The 20140-nt window shown below is 63.3% G+C and carries 14 protein-coding genes; all 14 read right to left on the bottom strand.

The window, feature by feature from the left end:
- Positions 1-2 precede the first annotated feature (2 nt).
- The 14 genes from BQ8482_RS22555 to BQ8482_RS22620 all read right to left on the bottom strand — a co-directional run bounded on the left by BQ8482_RS22555 (position 3) and on the right by BQ8482_RS22620 (position 19982).
- Positions 3-1544, bottom strand: coding sequence for a sugar ABC transporter ATP-binding protein (locus BQ8482_RS22555; RefSeq protein WP_123149609.1), 1542 nt, complete (start codon positions 1542-1544; stop codon positions 3-5).
- Complete coding sequence (locus BQ8482_RS22560) at positions 1541-2191, bottom strand: DUF2291 family protein (protein ID WP_123149610.1); 651 nt, start codon at positions 2189-2191, stop codon at positions 1541-1543. The genes BQ8482_RS22555 and BQ8482_RS22560 overlap by 4 nt, the downstream gene beginning before the upstream one ends.
- 517 nt (positions 2192-2708) lie before the next feature.
- Positions 2709-4406, bottom strand: a complete 1698-nt coding sequence (locus tag BQ8482_RS22565) for a glycerol-3-phosphate dehydrogenase/oxidase (protein WP_123149701.1) — start codon at positions 4404-4406, stop codon at positions 2709-2711.
- Positions 4407-4498: 92 nt separating this feature from the next.
- A complete protein-coding gene (locus BQ8482_RS22570; RefSeq protein WP_123149611.1) occupies positions 4499-5275 on the bottom strand; it encodes a DeoR/GlpR family DNA-binding transcription regulator in 777 nt (258 codons plus the stop codon).
- Positions 5272-6807: an FGGY-family carbohydrate kinase gene (locus BQ8482_RS22575; protein ID WP_123149612.1), complete on the bottom strand. Its 1536-nt coding sequence runs from the start codon at positions 6805-6807 to the stop codon at positions 5272-5274. Before BQ8482_RS22575 ends, BQ8482_RS22570 begins: the two co-directional genes overlap by 4 nt.
- A gap of 143 nt (positions 6808-6950) precedes the next feature.
- Positions 6951-7163, bottom strand: coding sequence for a hypothetical protein (locus BQ8482_RS22580; protein ID WP_123149613.1), 213 nt, complete (start codon positions 7161-7163; stop codon positions 6951-6953).
- A gap of 109 nt (positions 7164-7272) precedes the next feature.
- Positions 7273-8784, bottom strand: a complete 1512-nt coding sequence (gene amaB, locus BQ8482_RS22585; protein ID WP_123149614.1) for an L-piperidine-6-carboxylate dehydrogenase — start codon at positions 8782-8784, stop codon at positions 7273-7275.
- A 169-nt stretch (positions 8785-8953) separates the two neighbouring features.
- Complete coding sequence (locus BQ8482_RS22590; RefSeq protein ID WP_123149615.1) at positions 8954-10228, bottom strand: RNA polymerase sigma factor; 1275 nt, start codon at positions 10226-10228, stop codon at positions 8954-8956.
- Positions 10225-10599 carry a YciI family protein gene (locus tag BQ8482_RS22595; RefSeq protein WP_123149616.1) on the bottom strand — a complete coding sequence of 125 codons (375 nt, stop codon included), beginning with the start codon at positions 10597-10599 and terminating at the stop codon, positions 10225-10227. Before BQ8482_RS22595 ends, BQ8482_RS22590 begins: the two co-directional genes overlap by 4 nt.
- A gap of 115 nt (positions 10600-10714) precedes the next feature.
- Complete coding sequence (locus BQ8482_RS22600) at positions 10715-11821, bottom strand: DNA topoisomerase IB (protein WP_123149617.1); 1107 nt, start codon at positions 11819-11821, stop codon at positions 10715-10717.
- Between the two features lie 148 nt (positions 11822-11969).
- The gene (locus BQ8482_RS22605) at positions 11970-12854 is read right to left on the bottom strand and encodes a transglutaminase family protein (protein ID WP_123149618.1); all 885 of its coding nucleotides are present in this window, start codon (positions 12852-12854) and stop codon (positions 11970-11972) included.
- A gap of 25 nt (positions 12855-12879) precedes the next feature.
- Entirely contained in the window at positions 12880-15285 is a 2406-nt protein-coding gene (locus tag BQ8482_RS22610) for a circularly permuted type 2 ATP-grasp protein (RefSeq protein ID WP_123149619.1), read from the bottom strand.
- A 6-nt stretch (positions 15286-15291) separates the two neighbouring features.
- Positions 15292-18669 carry a transglutaminase family protein gene (locus tag BQ8482_RS22615; RefSeq protein ID WP_123149620.1) on the bottom strand — a complete coding sequence of 1126 codons (3378 nt, stop codon included), beginning with the start codon at positions 18667-18669 and terminating at the stop codon, positions 15292-15294.
- Positions 18670-18791: 122 nt separating this feature from the next.
- On the bottom strand, positions 18792-19982 hold the full coding sequence (locus BQ8482_RS22620; protein WP_123149621.1) for an acyl-CoA dehydrogenase: 1191 nt from the start codon (positions 19980-19982) through the stop codon (positions 18792-18794).
- Positions 19983-20140 lie beyond the last annotated feature (158 nt).

Below are 20140 nucleotides of genomic sequence, written 5' to 3' on the forward strand. Positions count from 1 at the left end.
GATCAGACGAGCACGGCCTCGCCCGAGGCGGCCATGATCTGCTCTTTCGTCACGTCGGCGCCGAACTGAGCCGAAATCCTGCCTCGGCGCATGACGATGATCCGGTGCGCGATACCAAGGCACTCGGCGACTTCCGAGGTCGAGAAGACGACCGCGAGCCCCTGCGCGGCCCGCTCGCCGAGCAGCCGGAACACCTCCGCCTTGGCGCCGACATCGATCCCGCGACTGGGCTCGTCAAGCAGCATGACCTTGGGGTCGGTGGTCAGCATCTTGCCGATGACGACCTTCTGCTGATTGCCGCCGGACAGCGATCCGATGGGCGCGCCTGCGCCCGCCGTCTTGACGCGCACATCGCGAATGGTTCCGTCGATCAGCGACCGCTCCTGCGACCGCGAAAGCAGCATCCCCTTGACGAAGGCGCCAATGCTGGCGAGGGACAGATTTGCCCCCACGGTCATCGTTTGGACCAGCCCGTCGCGTTGGCGGTCCTCAGGCACCAGCACAAGCCCCCTGTTTATCCGCTCCGCAATGCTGAGGCGGGAGATGTCGTCGCCCTCCAGCAAGACCCGGCCGCCCGTCACCGGCAATCGTCCGGCGACGCACTCCAGCAATTCCGTGCGCCCCGCGCCCATCAGCCCGTAAATGCAGACGATCTCGCCCGTGCGGACATCGAGCGACAGCCGGTCGACGACCAGGCGGTCCGAACCCGAAACATCGGCGACGCTCACATCGTCGATTGACAGGGCAACGTCGCCGAATGCGTATCCCGTGGGCGGCGATCCCAGGTCGAAGTTCTCGCCCACCATGTTACGGACGATCCATTCGAGATCGATGTTCTTCGCTTTGGCCGTGGCCGTGATCGTTCCGTCGCGCAGCACCACGGCGTGGTCGGTGATCTGCAGCGCCTCCTCGAGGTGATGAGAAATGTACACGATCGAAACACCGCGGGCGGTCAGGTCCCGGATCACCTTGAACAGCACCTCCACCTCGGTCGCGCTCAATGCGGAGGTAGGCTCGTCCATGATCAGGATGCGTGAATCGACGGAGAGCGCGCGTGCGATTTCGACGATCTGCTGCTGGCCCAGGCGTAGATCCTGCACCAAGGTCATCGGATCGATATCTTCCTCGAGATCGCCCATCAGCATCCGCGTCTGACGAGCCTCTTCCGCGAAGTCGAGGCCGGTCGCGCCCCGCAACTCACGGCCCATGAAAATATTGTCGCGCACACTCAGATTGGGCGCGAGACTCAACTCCTGATGGATTATCGAGATGCCTCGATCCCGCGCGTCGACGGTCGAGGAGAAGACGACAGGACGGCCATCGAGTTCGATGCTTCCGGACGTCGGCGTCTCGACACCGGAAAGGATCTTCATCAGCGTCGACTTGCCGGCGCCATTCTCTCCGAACAGCGTGGTGACCTCGCCACGGCGGATGTCGAAATTGACCCCCTTGAGGGCATGCGTTCCGCCATAGGATTTTACGATGTTGCGCGCCGCGAGCACGGTATCGCCGGCCGCCGGCTCGAATTGAGGCGCCGCATTCATTGAACGCTCAGCTTTACGGGTGTGACGAGCCAGCCCTTGGGATTGACCAATTTGAAGACGCCGATCACCGAAATCGTCTTGCCGGTGAGCTTGGTGTTGTCGATGGCCGACAATACCTGCTTCTTCATCTCGTTGTTCAAGGCCGATCCTGCGTTCTGATACTCGATCTGGTTGGTGAATTGCCCGAAGGCGATCGTTCCCGTGGCATCGCGCAGATCGGTTCCGTTGATCGCCGGACCCGTCTGCACTCGAATGACCAAAGTGCTGGGAACCTCGTCGACCTTGACGGCGTAGATGCCGGACTTTCCCTCACCGATCACGCCGGTGAATTTGACTGAGAATTCCGTACCGACATTGGCCGGCACGCCGTACTCCTTCTCTGCCGCCGCCTTGTCCTTGGCGATGGCCGACGCAAGGGTAGCGGCGTTCACCGCGCGCTGCTCCACGGCGGATTGAACCTTCGGAAACTCGGACTTGCCGTATTCTTCCGGGGAGAACGCAGCCTTTCGCGCGTCCTCCGCCGAACCAATTATGACGACCTTGGTGTCGAGAACCATCGCGCCGAGCAAAATCAGGATCGCGGCCGCGGCGACAATCCAATGAACGCCGACCCGCCGATTGATCGTGGTAGCGGGCTGCGAACTCATGGTGCAACGACCTGCGGCATGACGCCGATCAGGTCACGATCACCACTGGCGGCGCTGCTGGATTTCATTCCATCTCCTCCCGAGATGATATTATTATCTTAAGTTGAAAAATTTTTCACGCGTTCATGTCGTTGTCAATCCGCCTTCACCGGGATCAGCGTGCAGCCGGCGTCATCGAGAGGAACTTTGTCGCGTAGCAGTTGATTGCGGCCGAGAACCCAGCCGGTATTCGGCTGCACGATCGTGTGACCGCGATTGCATGCGCTGGTTCGTCAGCCCAACCGCCGTAAGCAAGAAATTCCTCACGAGCCGAAGCCTTTCGGAACAGTCAGGCCTCAGGCACAAAATCGACCATACGTTAGTGTTAAATTCACGTCAAGACATGTGATATTTTGCCCATTCTCCGGCACTGCCGGAGAATGGGCACCTGTCAACAAAGCTTAATATGCTGTTTTCGTGTGGTATTTTTTGAAAACAGCGCATACCCGCGAGATGTTCGTCCCAAATCAGGGCGCCATCACAATCGCATCAGATTCCTGTCGCTGAGCTGCGCGACAGCGGCATCGAGTTCGTCGGACATCCGCTGCGGGTCCCAGTTACGTGCACGGCCGGCAATGGCGGCGATCTGCTTCAAATCGCTCATGGTCAGGGAACCACCAATGGCCAGGGTCGTGCGCCGCATGACGATATCGGCCAGATGCTCGACGAATTCATTACGAACGATGTAGTCGATTTCGGATGTGCCGTAGTCGCTTGCCCCCGGCAGGCGATCTTCATTGTCTCCTGAACTTTGGTGGCGGGCGATCGGCAACGCCTTGGTTCCGTAGCGCGACAGAAGTTGGTCGAGACGGCGTTCGTCGGCGCCCGAAGCCGATCTGGCATCCGCCAGCCAGGCAGCTCGCGCCGCAGGCTCGGTTGGAAAACCCTTGCCGCCGCCGATCGGCATCGATCGCGTGGTGACCTTGCGGCCGCGTCCCAGCCGGTCGAGTACCGTGTCGGCAACCTCCTCGGCAAAGCCGCGGAACGTCGTCCATTTGCCGCCGACCAGCGAGATAATCGGAAACGGACGCGAACCTTCCGGCTCGACGACCGGTGCCGAATGATCCCGGCTGATCAAGCCGGGGACAGAGGCGTCGGATGCAGGCAACGGTCTGATGCCGCTATAGGCATAGACGATCTGGTCGCGTCCAAAGCTCATGCCCGGTATCAGCGCACGCACGCTTTCGAGCAGATAGTCGATCTCCTGCGGCTCGCAGCGTACTGTGTCCGGGCTGTCGGCCTGGATGTCGGTCGAGCCGACGAGCGCCAGACCGAGATAGTCGTAGACAAGGCAGATGCGGCCGTCGTCGGCTTCGAAGTAGAGCATGCGGCCTGCCAGGCTTCGTACCAGTTCGTCGTGCTTCAAAAGGATATGCGAGCCCTTAGTGCCGCCGATCATTTTCGATGGCGCGCCGAGCGAGGCGTTGACATCGTCGATCCACGGACCGGCGGCGTTGACGACCAGTTTCGGCCGCACCGCAAATACGGCGCCGTTCTCGGACCGACCCCCGTCTTTTGACTGGCCCCCGCCTTTTGACTGGAAAGTCAGCACACCATTGGACGACGAAACCAGCGTCGTGTAGTTGGCGGCCGCGGCGAGGGCATTTGCTGCCAGCCCGTCGGTGATCAGTTCGAGCACCAGCCTTTCGGGATGGCTGATCTTGGCGTCGTAATAGATGCCGGTGGCGACGATCGACCTGGTCAGTGCCGGTATCTCGCTCAGCGCCCGCCGTCGCCCGACCAGTCGGTGGCGCGGCATGACACGATGCCGCGACCCATAAAAATCGTAGATCGTCAGGCCGATCTTGATGAGGACGGCGCCGCGGCTGCGCGGTGCGCTGGTCGAGCCCAGCAGCGTGCGCAACGCCGCCCACATGCCCTTGCTCCAGGAGAAGATCGGGATGATTGTCGGCAGCGGGCTGACATAGTGCGGCGCGTTCTTCAACAGCAGGTTGCGCTCCAGCGTTGACTGTGCCACCAGCCCGAACTCGCCCGTTTCGAGATATTTCAGGCCGCCATGGATCAGCCGCGATGGCGCAGCACTTGTGCCCGAGCCAAAATCGCCCTTGTCGACGATCAGGCAACTGACGCCTTGCGCGCACAGATCCCGGAACAGGCCAGCCCCATTGATGCCGGCGCCAAGGATGACGACGTCGACGTCGCCCGTCTTGTTCATAAAGGCGAGGCGGTCGATGGGGTCGGCTGAGCCGGGGTCGGATGCGCCGGGATCCGACACAGGGTCCGATGCGCCTGCGTCGCCGGAAGGGCTCATGACTGAGCCATCTTGACGATGCTCAGTTTTACGCCGGCTCGTTCGAGTTTTTGCGCCTGCGCGTCGCTTACGCCGTCGGTCGTCAGCACCGCGTCGAAACGGGTCAGATCGTCGAAAACATGCAGGGCGACCTTGTCGAACTTGGAATGGTCGACGACAAGAATGCGCCTGGTCGAGGCAGCGACCATCGCTTGCTTGACCCGGACCACATGCTGGTCCTGGATGAAGGCCGTGGTGCCTGAGATCGCCGAAGCCGAGCAAATCAGAAGATTGGCGCGCAATTGCGCCACGGCATTCTCGCAGACGATGCCGATATAGGCATTGTAGGTGCGGTGGTACTGACCGCCCAGGCAGATGAAGTCGATATCGTCGACATTGGTCAGCAGTGCTGCAGTCGCGACGCTGTTGGTGATGACGGTCAGTGGCTTGATGTCGGGCAGCAGTGGAGCGATCGCGTTCGCCGTGGTCGAATCGTCCAGCATGACGGCCTGGCCGGCCTCGACATAATCCAGCGCCGCATGCGCCAGCGCATCCTTCTCGGCCCTGCCGACTGTCACCCGATAGCGGAAAGCGCTTTCATAAAGGCCGGAAGGCTGCACCGTCACCGCGCCGTGCAGCTTGCGCAGCACGCCCTGGTGCGCCAGTTGGTCGATATGGCGGTGGATGGTCATCCGCGACACGCCGAAATGCTCGACCAGGTCGTCGATGCGCACCTGGCCGAATTTGATCACATAGTCGGCGATTTCCTCGCGCCGTTCGTCGGCCTTGATCATGCAGCCCCCTCAATGCTTTGCCCCGCCAGCCTTTCGATCTCCAGCCATTGCGGCTTGAGCGATTCGGCAATGCGGCAATAGAGAGAAAAACGGTCCTCGAAAACCGCATTGCGCGCCGCGTCGGGCAGATATTCATGGCTCGTCTTGCTGACGGCGCGCGCCCCCTGTTGCGGTGAGGCAAACAGGCCAACCGCGGCGCCGGCACAAAGGGCTGCGCCGAAGGCAGCCGCCTCGTCGGTCGACGTCACGATGACCGGCACATTGAGCACGTCGGCGAACATCTGCGCGAAGGCCGGATTGCGCGACCCGCCGCCGGTGAGCCGCACCTCACGAACGGCAAAGCCGTCGCGCAGCGCTTCGACGTGCGTGCGGTGGTTGAAGACGATGCCTTCCAGCACTGCCTTCAGCATGTCGCCGCGATCATGCCAGCCATGCAGGCCGAGAAAGCTGGCGCTGGCGGCATTGCCGTAAGGCGAGCCGAACAGATAGGGATGGAACAAGATGGTCGAAGGCCTGCCAAGCGCAATGTCGATCTCTGCCGCCAGCATCTCGTGGATCGAGCCGCCGGTCCTTTTTGCTTCGTCCTGTTCCGGGCAGCAGAGCGTGTCGAGGAACCAGTCGTAATTCGCCGTCGAGGCCGGCGAGATCGACATGTTGTTCCAACGCCCAAGATCAATAGCATTGCGGCAGAACCAGCGCAGGTCGACGCGCGGCTCGGTGGAGACTATTTCGTTGATCGAATAGGTGCCGGCGACGATGCTGACCACGCCCTCCTCGTGGCCGCCCATGCCAAGCGCTGAGGCAGTGACATCATGCAGGCCGCAAGCGACCGGCGTGCCTTCAGCAAGCCCGCTCAGCGCCGCTGCATCGGTGGTGACGTAGCCGACGATGTCGGCCGAATGCATCATCGGCGGCAAGGCTTCAAACAATGCCTCAAGACCGAAAATGCGCATCGCCTCCGGCACATGGCTTTGCGTACGCACATTGGTGAACGAGGTGCTCGCCTCAGTGAGGTCAGTGCCGATGGTGCCGGTCAGACAGAAACGCAGCCAGTCCTTGCAGGCGAGTATGTGCGCGACCCGGCTGAAGCGTTCCGGATCGTGCTCCCGCAACCAGACCAGCAGCGACGACGGTGAGGAAGCGTGCGGCACCTGGCCGGTCAGGGCGAGCGCTTCGGCGAAGACCGAACCTCGCGACCATCTGTCGACGATTTCGCCCGCCCGGCTGTCCAGCGACAATATGCCGGGGCCTAGCGGCCGGCGATCGTTGTCGAGCAGGTAAAGGCCATCGCCATGCGCGGTCGCCGCCACTGCCTTGATGTCGCTGGCCGGCCTGCCGCTCAAGGCAATGGCTTCCTGGATCGCCTCGGCGGTCGCCTGCCAGAGACCGGCCATGTCGCGTTCGACCCAGCGCGCATGTGGCATCGATTGCGGCACTCGCCGGCGCGCAACCGACAATTGCGAGCCGTCGGCATCGAAGATCACCGCCTTCGTCACCGTCAGGCCGTTGTCGATCCCAAGCAGGCTTGACATGGCTACCTCTCAGCTCGGCGTTTGCCGACACGCATTGCGAATAGGATTTTGGTGCATTGCGCTTGACGACGGCGGGGAGAAGCTGCCCGGTGATGCAGCAGCCGAACAGCGATGGGAATTCCGAACCAACAGAATCGACCATACTATGGTGTTAAATTAACGTCAATGTGTGTGATTTTCGAACCAATCTTGCGGCCGAGGGCCTTGACGAGCGCGCCGAAGTCCGAACTCGGACGGGCCGCGGCAGCTTCGAGTTGGCCGCTGACGAACAGGCGCACATGCCGCGCGATCTCGCCACCGTCACTCCACCGCCAGAGGGCAAGCTCATGGGAAAGGCCGGCGTAGCTGGCCATCATTGATGCGGCTTTCGCGGACTGTTTTGGATCTCCCGGAAGCCGCTGAACGGCGACCGAGATAAATCGTGGCAGCTATTGGCGCAGCCGCCACGACAAGGGCCTCACCAGCCTAGTCGATGTCGAAGGATACACCCTGGGCCAGCGGCAGCGCCTTGGAATAGTTCACCGTGTTGGTGGCGCGCCGCATGTAAGCCTTCCAGGCGTCGGAGCCCGACTCCCGGCCGCCGCCGGTCTCCTTCTCGCCACCGAAGGCACCGCCGATCTCTGCCCCCGATGTGCCTATGTTGACGTTGGCGATGCCGCAGTCGGACCCGTCGACGCCGAGGAAGCGCTCGGATTCCTGCAGGTCGCGGGTGAAGATCGACGACGACAGCCCCGCTCCGACCGCGTTGTGCTCGTCGAGCACGGCGTCGAAATCCGAGTACTTCATCACATAGAGGATCGGCGCGAAGGTCTCTTCCGTCACCGGCGAGACCTGCTTGGGCATCTCGACCAGCGCCGGACGAACGTAATAGGCGTCGGGATGGGCATTCTCGACCCGCGTGCCACCGGTCACCTTGCCGCCGTGAGCGGCGGCTTCCTTCAACGCATTCTGCATGCTGTCGAAGGCTGCCTTGTCGATCAACGGTCCGACCAGCGCTGATGTCTCCAGCGGATTGCCGACCGAGACGCTTTCATAGGCCTTCTTGAGGCGCGGAACCAAGGCATCATAGATGATCTCATGCACGAACAGGCGCCTGAGCGTCGTGCAGCGCTGGCCGGCCGTGCCCATGGCGCCGAATGCGATGGCGCGCAAGGTCATGTCGAGATCGGCCGTCGGGCAGACGATGCCGGCATTGTTGCCGCCGAGCTCCAGCACGGCGCGGGCAAAGCGCTTCGCCAGCCGAGGACCGACCTCCCTGCCCATGCGGGTCGAGCCGGTGGCCGAGACCAGCGGCACCTTCGGATGATCAACCAGAATTTCGCCGACAGCGCGGTCGCCGATCAGCACCGACGTCAAGCCTTCCGGAGCATCACCGAAACGCTTTGCCGCGCGCTTGAAGATCGCTTCGCAGGCGAGCGCCGTCAGCGGTGTCTTTTCCGACGGCTTCCACACCACCGCGTCGCCGCAGACCAGCGCAAGTGCCGCGTTCCACGACCACACCGCGACCGGGAAATTGAAAGCGGAGATGACGCCGACGACACCCAGCGGATGCCAGGTTTCCATCATGCGATGGCCGGGCCGCTCGGTGGCGATGGTCAGGCCGTATAATTGCCGCGACAGGCCGACGGCGAAATCGCAGATGTCGATCATCTCCTGCACTTCGCCGAGCCCTTCGGACGGGATCTTGCCGACCTCGATCGACACCAGCCTGCCAAGCTCGGCCTTGTGCGTGCGCAGCTCCTCGCCAAGCAGCCGCACCAGTTCGCCGCGCTTCGGCCCCGGCACCAGACGCCACGTCTGGAAGGCCTTATGGGCACTATCTATGGTCTTTGCCGCATCGGCCGGCGAGATCGTCTTCAGCGCGGCGATCTGCTCGCCCGTCACCGGGCTGCGCACGATAAGATCGCCGCCCGAAAGCGCATCCTCGGCGACGCCCAGTTTCGCCAGTAGCCCGGCTGTTTCCTTCGCAATCGTCATTCTCTGTCCCTTTCAGATCCCGTCGCTCATATGGCGTCGGTCGAAGCCTTGTGCCATGCCGTCCCTGTGCCGTCAGGCGCTGTCATGGCGTGGCATTACTCGTTTCAGGGAAAAATCGCCACCCCGGCATGGTCTAAGCCAAGGTCAGACCGTTGAACCAGCGAGTCGTTCAGCGCACTGTCTGCGCGGTTACCCGCGCGGCGCCTTCCTTCATCAGCCGGTCGATGTGCATGCGGATATGGGCCGCCTCGGCGGCCGTATTGGCAAGCGCAATGGCGCGATCGAAGGCGATGCGCGCCTCCTCACCACGACCGAGCTGCATCAGCAGTCCGCCCTTGAGGCCGAAGAAATGGAAATAGCCGGAAAGCCTTTGTTCCAACGGCTCGATCATGGCAAGTGCCGCTTCCGGCCCGCGCACCTTGGCGACCGCGACGGCGCGATTGAGCGTCACCACCGGCGACGGCTGCATCTGCTCGAGCAGGCTGTAGAGCAGCTCGATCTCGTTCCAGTCCGTGTCCTCAGGCTTTTCCGCCCGCGCATGCAGGGCGGCGATCGCCGCCTGCACCTGGTAGGGACCGGGCTTCTGATGGCGCAGCGCCTTATCGACCAGCGCCAGCCCCTCGTCGATCATCTTGCGGCTCCACAGGCTGCGGTCCTGGTCTTCGAGCAGCACGATTTCGCCGTTCTCGTCGAAACGCGCCGGCGCACGCGCATGCTGGAGAAGCAAGAGCGCCGTCAGGCCCATGATCTCCGGCTCGGTCTGGAACAGCCTGAGCAGCAGCCGGGCCAGCCGGATTGCCTCTTCGCAGAGCGGCGCGCGGGCCGGCGCCTCACCGCTGTTGGTCGAATAGCCTTCGTTGAAGATCAGGTAGACCATGGCGGCGACGGCGGCGAGCCGTTCGGACCGCTCGACCGCACCGGGCGTCTCGAACGGCACGCCGGCATCGGCGATGCGCGCCTTGGCACGTGTGATGCGCTGCTCCATGGCGCTTTCGCCGACGAGAAAGGCGCGGGCGATCTGCTTGACGCTCAGGCCTGAAACGATGCGCAGCGCCACGGCGATCTGCTGCGTCGCCGGCAGGTCGGGATGGCAGCAGATGAACAGCAGCCGCAATATGTCATCGCGGTAATGCGCGCCGTCCAGCCGTTCGGCGATATCGGTCTCGGCATCCTCCAGATCGGAGATCTGGTCCTCTTCCGGCAGCGGCGCCTGCTTGGCACGCTTGCGCACCGCGTCGATGCCGCTGTTGCGGCCAACGAAGATCAGCCAGGCTGCCGGATCGCGCGGCGGGCCGTTTGTCGGCCAGTTCTTCAGAGCTCGCAGGCACGCGTCCTGGAAAGCTTCTTCCGCCGCATCGAGATCGCGGAAGTAGCGCAGCAGCGCGCCCATCGCCTGTGGGCGGGCCGTGCTGATCGCCGTGCTGATCCAGGTGAGATCGGTCATGCGGGAATCCTGGCGGGGTTGAAGAGCGAGACCGGCCGTATTTCGTAGGAGCCGCCGCTCGGGTTGACCTCGGAAAGTTCGCGCGCAAAGTCGACGGCCTCGTCGAGATCGGCGCATTCGAGCGTGTAGAAGCCGAGGAACTGTTCCTTGGTTTCGGCAAATGGTCCGTCGATGACGACCGCTTCGCCCTTGACCTTTTTCAGCGTTGTTGCAGCGGTTGTCGGCAGCAGCCGCGCCACCGGGCCAAGCCGGCCGGCCTGAGCGTATTTTTCCTGCACGCCCAGGAGTTTTTCCATGACGGCATCGTCCTGTTCCTTGCTCCAGGAGCAGACGACGTCTTCGGAGGCATAGCAGAGGATAGCGTAGAGCATGGGTGCGTCCTTTTCTCTGTCAAAGGACGAAACAGTAGGACCGATCCCGACATAACGTCGATAAAAAAATTACGTCCTGCCAGGACAATGAAAGCCTGTGGCTGCTCTGTTCGGTTCAGCTTTCCTGCGCCTTCAACCATCTCAGAACGAGGGCTTCTTCGTCATCAAGACCGGGTATCGATCGCTTCCGCTTGTTCACATCCGCCATTTCGCTGAGCAGCCGTCCTTCGGACCAGGCTTCGAAAACTTGCGGGTGGATGTAACACCTGCGGCAGATGGCGCGCGTGTTGCCCAGCCGCTCGGCCACCTTGTCGATGACGCCGTTCATCACCCGCTTCTGTTGTGCCTGGCTTTCGGGTCGTTCGATTTGCGCAAACAGTGACGCAGCATGGATGGTGCCGCCCCAGGTTCGGAAATGCTTGGAGCTGAAATCGCCCCCTGCGTTCTCCCTGATGTAGCGGTTGACGTCGTCGGAGCGGATCGGTCGCCTGCTTCCATCCTCGTCGAGATACTGGAACAGCTTCTGGCCCGGCAAATCCTGCGCCCCGCGCACGATCCTGGCAATCCGGCGATCGACGAGCTTCAGCTTCCATTCCTTGCCGGACTTGCCTTTGAAAGCGAAACGCAGGCTCGAGCCATTGACGTCGACATGGCGGTCGCGCAGCGTGGTCAGCCCAAAGCTGTTGTTGTCGCGAGCGTAGGCGGCGTTGCCGACGCGGATCATCGTGCTGTCGAGCAGCCAGACCACAGCGGCGACAACGCGTTCCAGCGGCAGGCCGTGACGGCGCAGATCGGCATCGATCTGGCGCCGCAACTCAGGCAGGCTTTCTGCGAAGGCAACCAGGCTCGAATATTTGACGCCGTCACGCTCCTCCGCCCACAGCGCATGATACCGATATTGCTTACGCCCACGCTGATCCCGGCCCGTCGCCTGGATGTGACCGTCAGCATCCGGCGAGATCCACACATCCGTCCACGCCGGCGGTATGGCGAGCGCCTTGATGCGGGCCATAGTGTCGTCGTCGACACCCTGCCCGTCAGGTCCTTTGTATGAAAATCCCTTGCCAGTCCTAAAACGGCGGATACCGGGCTCAGCGTCAGTGATGTAGGTGAGTGAGCCTCGATCGGCAGAGGCTTGCGACCCATTTTTCGGCGCCCCGTTCTTTGGTGCAACCTCCCTGGCAGCCGATTGGCCAGACGACGACCCGGATTTGTCCAGCATATCCTCTCCACGGAATTTTTCCCGTAGATAAGCGCCGGACCGGCCGCTGGTTCCGCCATGGCTTTCACAAACATGTCAGGCTCACCGCATGAGAACCCGTCTTCCGTCTATGTTCAGCGTTTACAAATCGATGCGGCATCGCCTGCCGTCATGCTTTCTCGAGCACGACCGGAATGACGTCGACCGCTTGCTCGCCGACCTGCCCTCCGGTCGTCTTCAGGATGCCGACGATCGGCGCGACATCCGAGTAGTCGCGTCCGTGGCCGACGGTGATGTGGTCGTTGCTTGCCCGCATGCCGTTGGTCGGATCGAACTCCTGCCATCCGGTGTCGCGCCCGCACCACACCTTCACCCAGGCATGCATGGCGTCGGCCCCTTCCAGCCGCGGTTTTCCGCGCGGCGGAATGGTGCGCAGGAACCCGCTGACATAGCCGGCGGGGACGCCCAGGCCGCGCAGGCCGGCGATCATGATATGCGAAAAGTCCTGGCAGACGCCCCGCTTCAGGTCGAAGGCATCGCTTGCCCGGGTCTGCACCGTAGTCGCCTCGCCATCATAGGTGAAATCGCGGTAGATACGGCTGCACAGGTCCATGGCCGTGCTGACAGCAGAGTTGCCGGCACTGCTCCGCGCGTAACCCGTGATATCAGCATCGATGCCGGCATGGTCGCTGGCGGCCAGAAAGTGATGCGGTGTATCAGGCGACAGCGACCGCACCGCATCGAGGTCCTCCCTCAGCCGGCGAATGTCGGGCGACACGTCAAGCCCGGGTTCCGGCCGCGAAACCGCGACGCGCGCGCTCATCCTGATCTCGAGCGCATCGTGAACGTCGCGAAAGGCAATCGACGTGACATTGTTGCCAAAGAAATCGGAAAAATCCGAGCGTTCGCTCGGCGCCGGCACGAAGGACAGCGAAGCGGCGATCACGCGCTGCACGCCCGATATCGTCGACGGCAGCACGCGCACCTGATGACGGCCGCCGCCCGCCGCCGCATCGTAATCGTAACGCAGATTGAGCCTGATATCGTAGAGCATGCCCCGCCTTTAACCGAACCCGCCCTTAGCCGAAATAGGCCTTGGCGAGGCTGTTGTAGAGGCCGCCGATCTCATTGGCGAGATTGTCCAGGGCCTGCGCCGTCATGTCCGAGGGCTCCTTGATGGCGATTGCCGTGTTGAGCTGCAGGATCTTTTTCGCCGCCGGCGACATGTGCCCCTCGCCGCCGACAGCAGGCAACAGCGCGATTTCCGCCTTCAGCCGCTCGAGCTGGAACAGGATGGAGCGCGGGTTGAGCGGATCCAGCACCAGGAGGTCGACCACCGTACTTCGGCCGGCCTGCACCGGATACTGCCGCCGATGGGTCATGACGCTGTCGCCGATCTCCAGCATCATGTCGAGCGCCCCGTCCGGTGCCGCAGTCCTGGTCAACCGGGCGAGCGTGCGGGCGATCTGGATGCCGCGTTCCAACCGCCGGCCGATCTCCAGGAAGCGCCAGCCGGTGAAGCGGTACATATTCTCATGCAGCAGGCCGGAAAACCCGGCGAGCTTGCGCAGGATGACCGTCATCGCCCGCGTCGCATCATCGCCCGGCGCCACCGTTGTCGCGAATTGATGAATGGTCTTCGACAGATCCTTCAGCGCCAGCCAGCCATCGGGCGAGAAGCGGTCGCGAATCTGTCCGGCGCTGTAGACGGCGCTGTCCAAGGTGCCGATCAGCCCCGGCGGGATCGCGGTTTCGACGTCTGTGCCGAACGGTTCGAGATAGTCTCTGATATCGGCAAGCAGCGGCATATCCGGGTCGGAGGCCTCGGCCAGCCGCACGTGATAGGCGCGCAGGATGCGCACCGTGTCTTCCGATCGCTCGATATAGCGGCCGAGCCATGTCAGGTTTTCCGCCGCGCGGCTGGGCAGGCTGCCCGGCAAGGTACGGGTGAAGCTGTCATGCTCCTGCGGCAGCAGCGTCTCGCGCTCCACCGGTCTGTCGCTGACCACCCAAACATCCGCCGCCTGGCCGCCGCGCTGCATGGCGATGGCCGTCGGGTCGAGCGAAAAGCCGACGCGGGCAAAACCGCCGGGCATCACCGTCCAGCCTTCCGGCGTTCGCGCCAGATAGACGCGCAGGGCTGCTGGCCGCGGCTCCAGCCAGCCGCCGACATAGACCGGCGTGGTCGAAAGCGTCACCGCTTCCTGTCCGACAAAGTCGCCGCCGTTCTGTTCGATCAGGGCTATCAGTTCGGCCCGCTCCCCGGCAACCAGCGCCGAGCCAAGCCTCGTGCAATCGTCGTCCTCGAAGGCAAGCCGTGTCGACAGCGCCGGACCGATCACCATGCGGTCGAGATTGGCCAGCACATGGTCGCGTTCCGTGTCCCGCCCGCACCACCACGTCGCGACGCTCGGCAAGAGAAGCTCCTCGTTGCGCAATTCGCGCGAAATCTTCGGCAGGAAGGCGAACATCGCCCGCGTTTCCATCAGCCCGGAGCCGAGCGCGTTGACGGCTGAAACGGCCCCCCGGCGAATCGCCTCGACCAGCCCTGGCGTGCCGATCTGAGAATCCGGCCGCAACTCCAGCGGATCGGCGAAGGCGGCGTCGAGCCGTCGCCAGAGCACGCTGACCGGCATCAACCCTGAAACGGTGCGCACCATAAGCCGGCCGCCGGAGACGGTCAGATCCTCGCCTTCGAGCAGCATGATGCCGAGATAGCGGGCGATATAGGCATGCTCGTAATAGGTTTCGTTGAGCGGCCCCGGCGTCAGGATGGCGACACGGCCGCCTGATACCTTGGCCATGCCGTTCAGCGCGTCGCGAAAGCGACGGAAGAAGCCGGCAAGACGGTGCACATGCATCTCGCCATAGATGTCGGACAGCGCGCGCGTGGTGGCGACGCGGTTTTCCAGCGCAAAGCCGGCACCCGACGGCGCCTGCGTGCGGTCACCCAGCACCCACCAGCGGCCGTCCGGTCCACGGCCGAGCTCGAAAGCGCAGAAATGCAGGAAATGGCCGCTGGCCGGTCTGGTGCCGACGACCGGCCGCAAATATTCCGGGCTGGCCGCGATCAGCCCCGCCGGCAGGATGCCCTTCTCGACCAGGCGGTTCGGCCCGTAGATATCGGCGATCGTTTCCTCGAACAGCTCGGCCCGCTGAACCAGGCCAGCACTGATCGCGGCCCATTCCTGCTCCTCGATCAGCAGCGGTACATGCGCCAGCGGCCATTCGCGCTCATTGGCGCCGGCCTTGTCGTAGACGCGGTAATAGACGCCGGCGTCGCGCAGATACTGGTCGGCGCGGGCGAAGCGCTGGGCGAGCTTTTCGGGCCCCAGTTCTTCCAGTGCCTCGATGAACTCCTTCCAGACCGGACGGGGATTGCCTGATGCATCGACCATCTCGTCGACGACGCCGTCGATCGGCTGGTAGTGCTCCAGCAGGTTGTGCGGCCTGCCGCGTATTTTCTTGTGATTCCCCTTTGCCATGGCTGATCAGAGTCTTGCAGGCCGCCGCAGGTCAAGGGTCATCGGGAATTCCTCAGAGGCTTGTTCGTCGCGCAGCACGTAGCCGGACGGCGTATGGCCGCGCGGCTCGAAGCGGGCGAGCCGTCGCGCCTCCGCTTCGTTGCCGTTGACCGGGAAGGTGTCGTAGCTGCGCCCGCCGGGATGCGCGACGTGGTAGATGCAGCCGCCGATGGCCCGGCCCGACCAGCGATCGTAGATGTCGAAGACCAGCGGCGTGTTGACCGGCAGCGCCGGATGCAGCCCCGATGCCGGCTGCCAGGCTTTGAAGCGGACCCCTGCCACCGCGATCTCTCTGGTGTCGGTCACCTTCATCGGCACGATGCGGCCGTTGCAGACGACGGCGTGACGCTCCGGGTTGAGCCCTTCCGTCTTCACCTGCAGCCGCTCGACCGAGGAATCGACGAAGCGCACGGTTCCGCCGATGGCGCCCTGCTCGCCCATGACATGCCACGGCTCCAGCGCCTGCCGCAGTTCCAGCTTGATGCCGGCATGCTGGACCTCGCCGCAGAACGGGAAGCGGAATTCGAGCTGCGCGTCGAACCATTCGGGACGGAATTCAAAGCCGTTCAGCTTGAGGTCGTCCAGCACGTCGAGAAAGTCAGCCCAGACATAGTGCGGCAGCATGAAACGGTCATGCAGCGACGTGCCCCAGCGCACGAAGCGGCCATCGAGCGGGTTCTTCCAGGCGCGGGCGATAATGGCGCGCACCAGCAATTGCTGCGCGAGGCTCATGCGCGCATTGGGCGGCATTTCGAAGCCGCGGAACTCGACCAGCCCCAACCGGCCGGTCGGCCCGTCCGGCGAAAACAGCTTGTCGATGCAGATTTCCGAGCGGTGGGTATTCCCTGTCACGTCGGTCAGAAGATTTCGGAACAGCCGGTCGACCAACCACGGCAGCGGGGCCTGACCCTTGTCCGGATGCGGCACCTGCGCCATCGCGATCTCGAGCTCGTAGAGCGAATCGTGGCGCGCCTCGTCGAACCGCGGCGCCTGGCTGGTCGGGCCGATGAACAGGCCTGAGAACAGATAGGACAGCGACGGACGGCGCTGCCATTGCAGCACCAGGCTCTTCAGCAAGTCGGGGCGGCGCAGGAACGGACTGTCGTTAGGCGTCGCGCCGCCGACGACGACATGGTTGCCGCCACCGGTGCCGGTATGGCGGCCGTCGATCATGAACTTGTCGGCACCGAGCCGCGTCTGCCGCGCCTCCTCGTAGATCGCTGCGGTCGTCGCCACGCAGTCCTGCCAGTTGGCAGCCGGATGGATGTTCACTTCGATGACGCCGGGATCCGGAGCCACGCGGATGACGTTGAGGCGCGGATCATGCGGCGGGCCGTAGCCCTCGATATGCACCGGCAGGCCGATAGCCTTTGCCGCGTTCTCGGCCGCCGCGACCAGTTCGAGATAGTCTTCCAGCGCCTCGACCGGCGGCATGAACACACAAAGCCGTCCATCGCGCGGCTCGACCGACAGCGCGGTGCGCACCGCGCCGCCGATCTCGGTGATCTCCTGTTCGACACGGTCCTGCTGGCCGGTCGCGGCGGTGAAGGACGCCGCCTGCTGGCGACGCGCCATTTCGTCGGCGCCTTCAAGTTCGGCCGGTGCAGCCTCCGACAAGGGAGCGGCTTCAGGCAAAATAGCCTCGCGCGCCGGCAATGGCCCGCGCGGCAGGGAAGGATCGACCGGCACGATGTAGGGGAACTGCGCCGGCGGCACATAGGGAAGCGTGCCCAGCGGCAGGCGGTAGCCGACCGGTGAATCGCCCGGCACCAGAAACAGCCTGCCGCGCCGCGTTTTCCATCTCTCCGAACGCCAGCGCGGTCCCGACGCCTGGCTGTTCCAGCGCTGGACAGGCAATACATAGCCCGACGGCTTGGTCAGGCCGCGTTCGAACACCCGCGCCATGCGGCTGCGCTCCTCGGGGTCGTCCAGCTTCGAATTGGACGGATCGACATTCTCCGGCAACTTGCCTTCCTTGAGCAGCCACTCGGCCGGGTCCTCATAGGCTTCGCTGACCATGGTCTTGTCGATGCCGAGTTCATCGGCAATCGCCGTCAGCAGGCCTTCAGCCTGCTTCGGTCCGACATCTGCTTCGCTATTCTCTCGTGCGATCAGCGACGGGTCGCTCCACACCGGCTCGCCGTCGGCGCGCCAGTACAGCGAGAAGGTCCAGCGCGGCAGGCTTTCGCCCGGATACCACTTGCCCTGCCCGTAGTGCAGGAAGCCGCCGGGCGCGAAACGCTCACGCAGCCGGCGGATCAGCGCATCGGCCTTTTCGCGTTTTGTCGGGCCGACGGCGGCGGTGTTCCACTCCTCCGCCTCGAAATCGTCGATCGACACGAAGGTCGGCTCGCCACCCATGGTCAGCCGCACGTCCCCGGCTTCGAGCGCGGCGTCAACCTGGTTGCCCAGCGCATCGAGCGCCTGCCAGCTTTCGTCGGAGAACGGCTTGGTGATGCGTGGATGCTCGGCGATGCGGTCGACCCGCATGTCGAAGCCGAACTCGACATTGGCGAAGCTCGCCATGCCGGAAATGGGCGCGGCGTTGCGGAAATGCGGCGTTGCGGCGAGCGGCACATGGCTTTCGCCGGTGAGCAATCCGGAGGTCGGGTCGAAGCCGATCCAGCCGGCGCCTGGCAGGTAGACCTCGCACCAGGCATGGAGATCGGTGAAGTCGACGGCAGTGCCGGGCGGTCCGTCAAGCGCGACGAGGTCGGGCTTTAGCTGGATCAGGTAGCCGGAAACGAAGCGCGCAGCGATGCCGAGGTTCCTCAGGATCTGCACCAGCAGCCAGCTCGTATCGCGGCACGAGCCTTTCTTGGCGGCCAGCGTTTCCTCCGGCGAAAAAACGCCGGTTTCCATGCGCACGATATAGGCGATCTCGCGCTGCAGGCGCGCATTGAGGTCGACGACGAAATTGACGGTATTGGTTGGGTGGCGATCGATGGTTTGCAGGAACGCCGCCAGCAGCGGTCCAGCCGGTTCCGGCGTCCGGTAGATGGCGAGATCGGCGCTGATCTCTTCCGGGTATTCGAATGGAAAGATCTCGGCCGACGGCTCGACGAAGAAATCGAACGGATTGTAGACCGTCATGTCGGCGACGAGGTCGACCTCGATCTTCAGTTCCGTCACCGGCTCCGGAAACACGAAGCGGGCAAGGAAGTTGCCGTAGGGATCCTGCTGCAGATTGACGAAGTGGTTCGCCGGCTCGACCTTCAGCGAATGGCTGAGCACCTTGGTGCGGGAATGCGGCGCCGGCTGCAGCCTGATGACCTGAGGGCCGAGAACAACCGGCCGGTCATATTTGTAATGGGTCAGGTGGTAGACAGCTGCCAGAATTGCCATGGGGCCTCGAAAGTCGGCGTTTCAAACGAATTCGCCGAACCCTGACACAAATGCTGGCCATTCTCCAAGCAGAGATGTTGCGCTGCACCTAATTTAAGCAGCGTTGCCGGCCTAGGGGTCGCCTAGAAAAACGCCTGCAATCCCGTCTGCGCCCTCCCGAGGATCAGCGCATGCACGTCATGCGTGCCCTCATAAGTGTTGACCGTCTCCAGGTTCTGCGCGTGGCGCATGACATGGTAGCCGATCTGGATGCCGTTGCCGCCATGCATGTCACGGGCCTGGCGGGCAATGTCGAGCGCCTTGCCGCAATTGTTGCGCTTGACGATCGAGATCATCTCCGGCGCCATCTTGCCTTCATCCATCAGCCGCCCGACGCGCAGGCTGGCCTGCAGCCCCAGAGCGATCTCGGTCTGCATGTCGGCGAGTTTCTTCTGGAAAAGCTGCGTGCCGGCCAGCGGCTTGCCGAACTGCTTGCGGTCGAGGCCGTATTGGCGGGCGCGGTGCCAGCAATCCTCCGCCGCGCCCATCGCGCCCCATGAGATGCCGTAGCGCGCCCGGTTGAGACAGCCGAACGGACCCTTCAGGCCTGAGACATTGGGCAGCAACGCATCTTCGCCGACCTCGACGCCTTCCATCACCACTTCGCCGGTGATCGATGCGCGAAGCGACAGCTTGCCGCCGATCTTCGGTGCCGACAGCCCCTTCATGCCCTTTTCCAGCACGAAGCCACGAATCTCGTTGTCATGCGCGGCCGATTTCGCCCAGACGACAAACACGTCGGCGATCGGCGCGTTGGAAATCCACATTTTCGAGCCCGAAATCTTGTAGCCGTTCGCCGTCTTCTCGGCGCGCGTCTTCATGCCGCCCGGGTCGGAACCGGCATCCGGCTCGGTCAGGCCGAAGCAGCCGATCCATTCGCCTGACGCCAGCTTCGGCAGGTATTTTTTGCGTTGCGCCTCCGAGCCATAAGCATGGATAGGATACATCACCAGCGACGACTGCACGCTCATCATCGAGCGATAGCCCGAGTCGACGCGCTCGACTTCGCGCGCCACCAGGCCGTAGGTGACGTAGTTGGCACCGAGCCCGCCATATTCTTCCGGAATGGTTATGCCGAGCAGACCGGCCTCGCCCATCTCGCGAAAGATCCCGGCGTCGGTCTTTTCCTCGAGATAGGCTTCCTCGATCCTCGGAGCGAGCTTGTCGGCGGCGAATGCCGCTGCACCGTCGCGCACCATCCGTTCGTCTTCCGAAAGCTGGTCCTCGATCAGGAAAGGATCATCCCAGACGAATGCATTCTTGTCGGCGGCCATGGCCTCGGTCTCCCAAACTCTTGCACGTCGCCCAAAAAACTCGGCGGATTTGAGATGATGACATGCAAAAACAAAAATCTTGAAGTGCGCGGCTTATCGGCTTCCAGCTCGAAAAAATCAAACGAAATTGCTTCAAGGATCAATGAGCGTTAGTAATG

The sequence above is a fragment of the Mesorhizobium delmotii genome, assembly GCF_900149755.1.
Lineage (GTDB): Bacteria > Pseudomonadota > Alphaproteobacteria > Rhizobiales > Rhizobiaceae > Mesorhizobium > Mesorhizobium delmotii.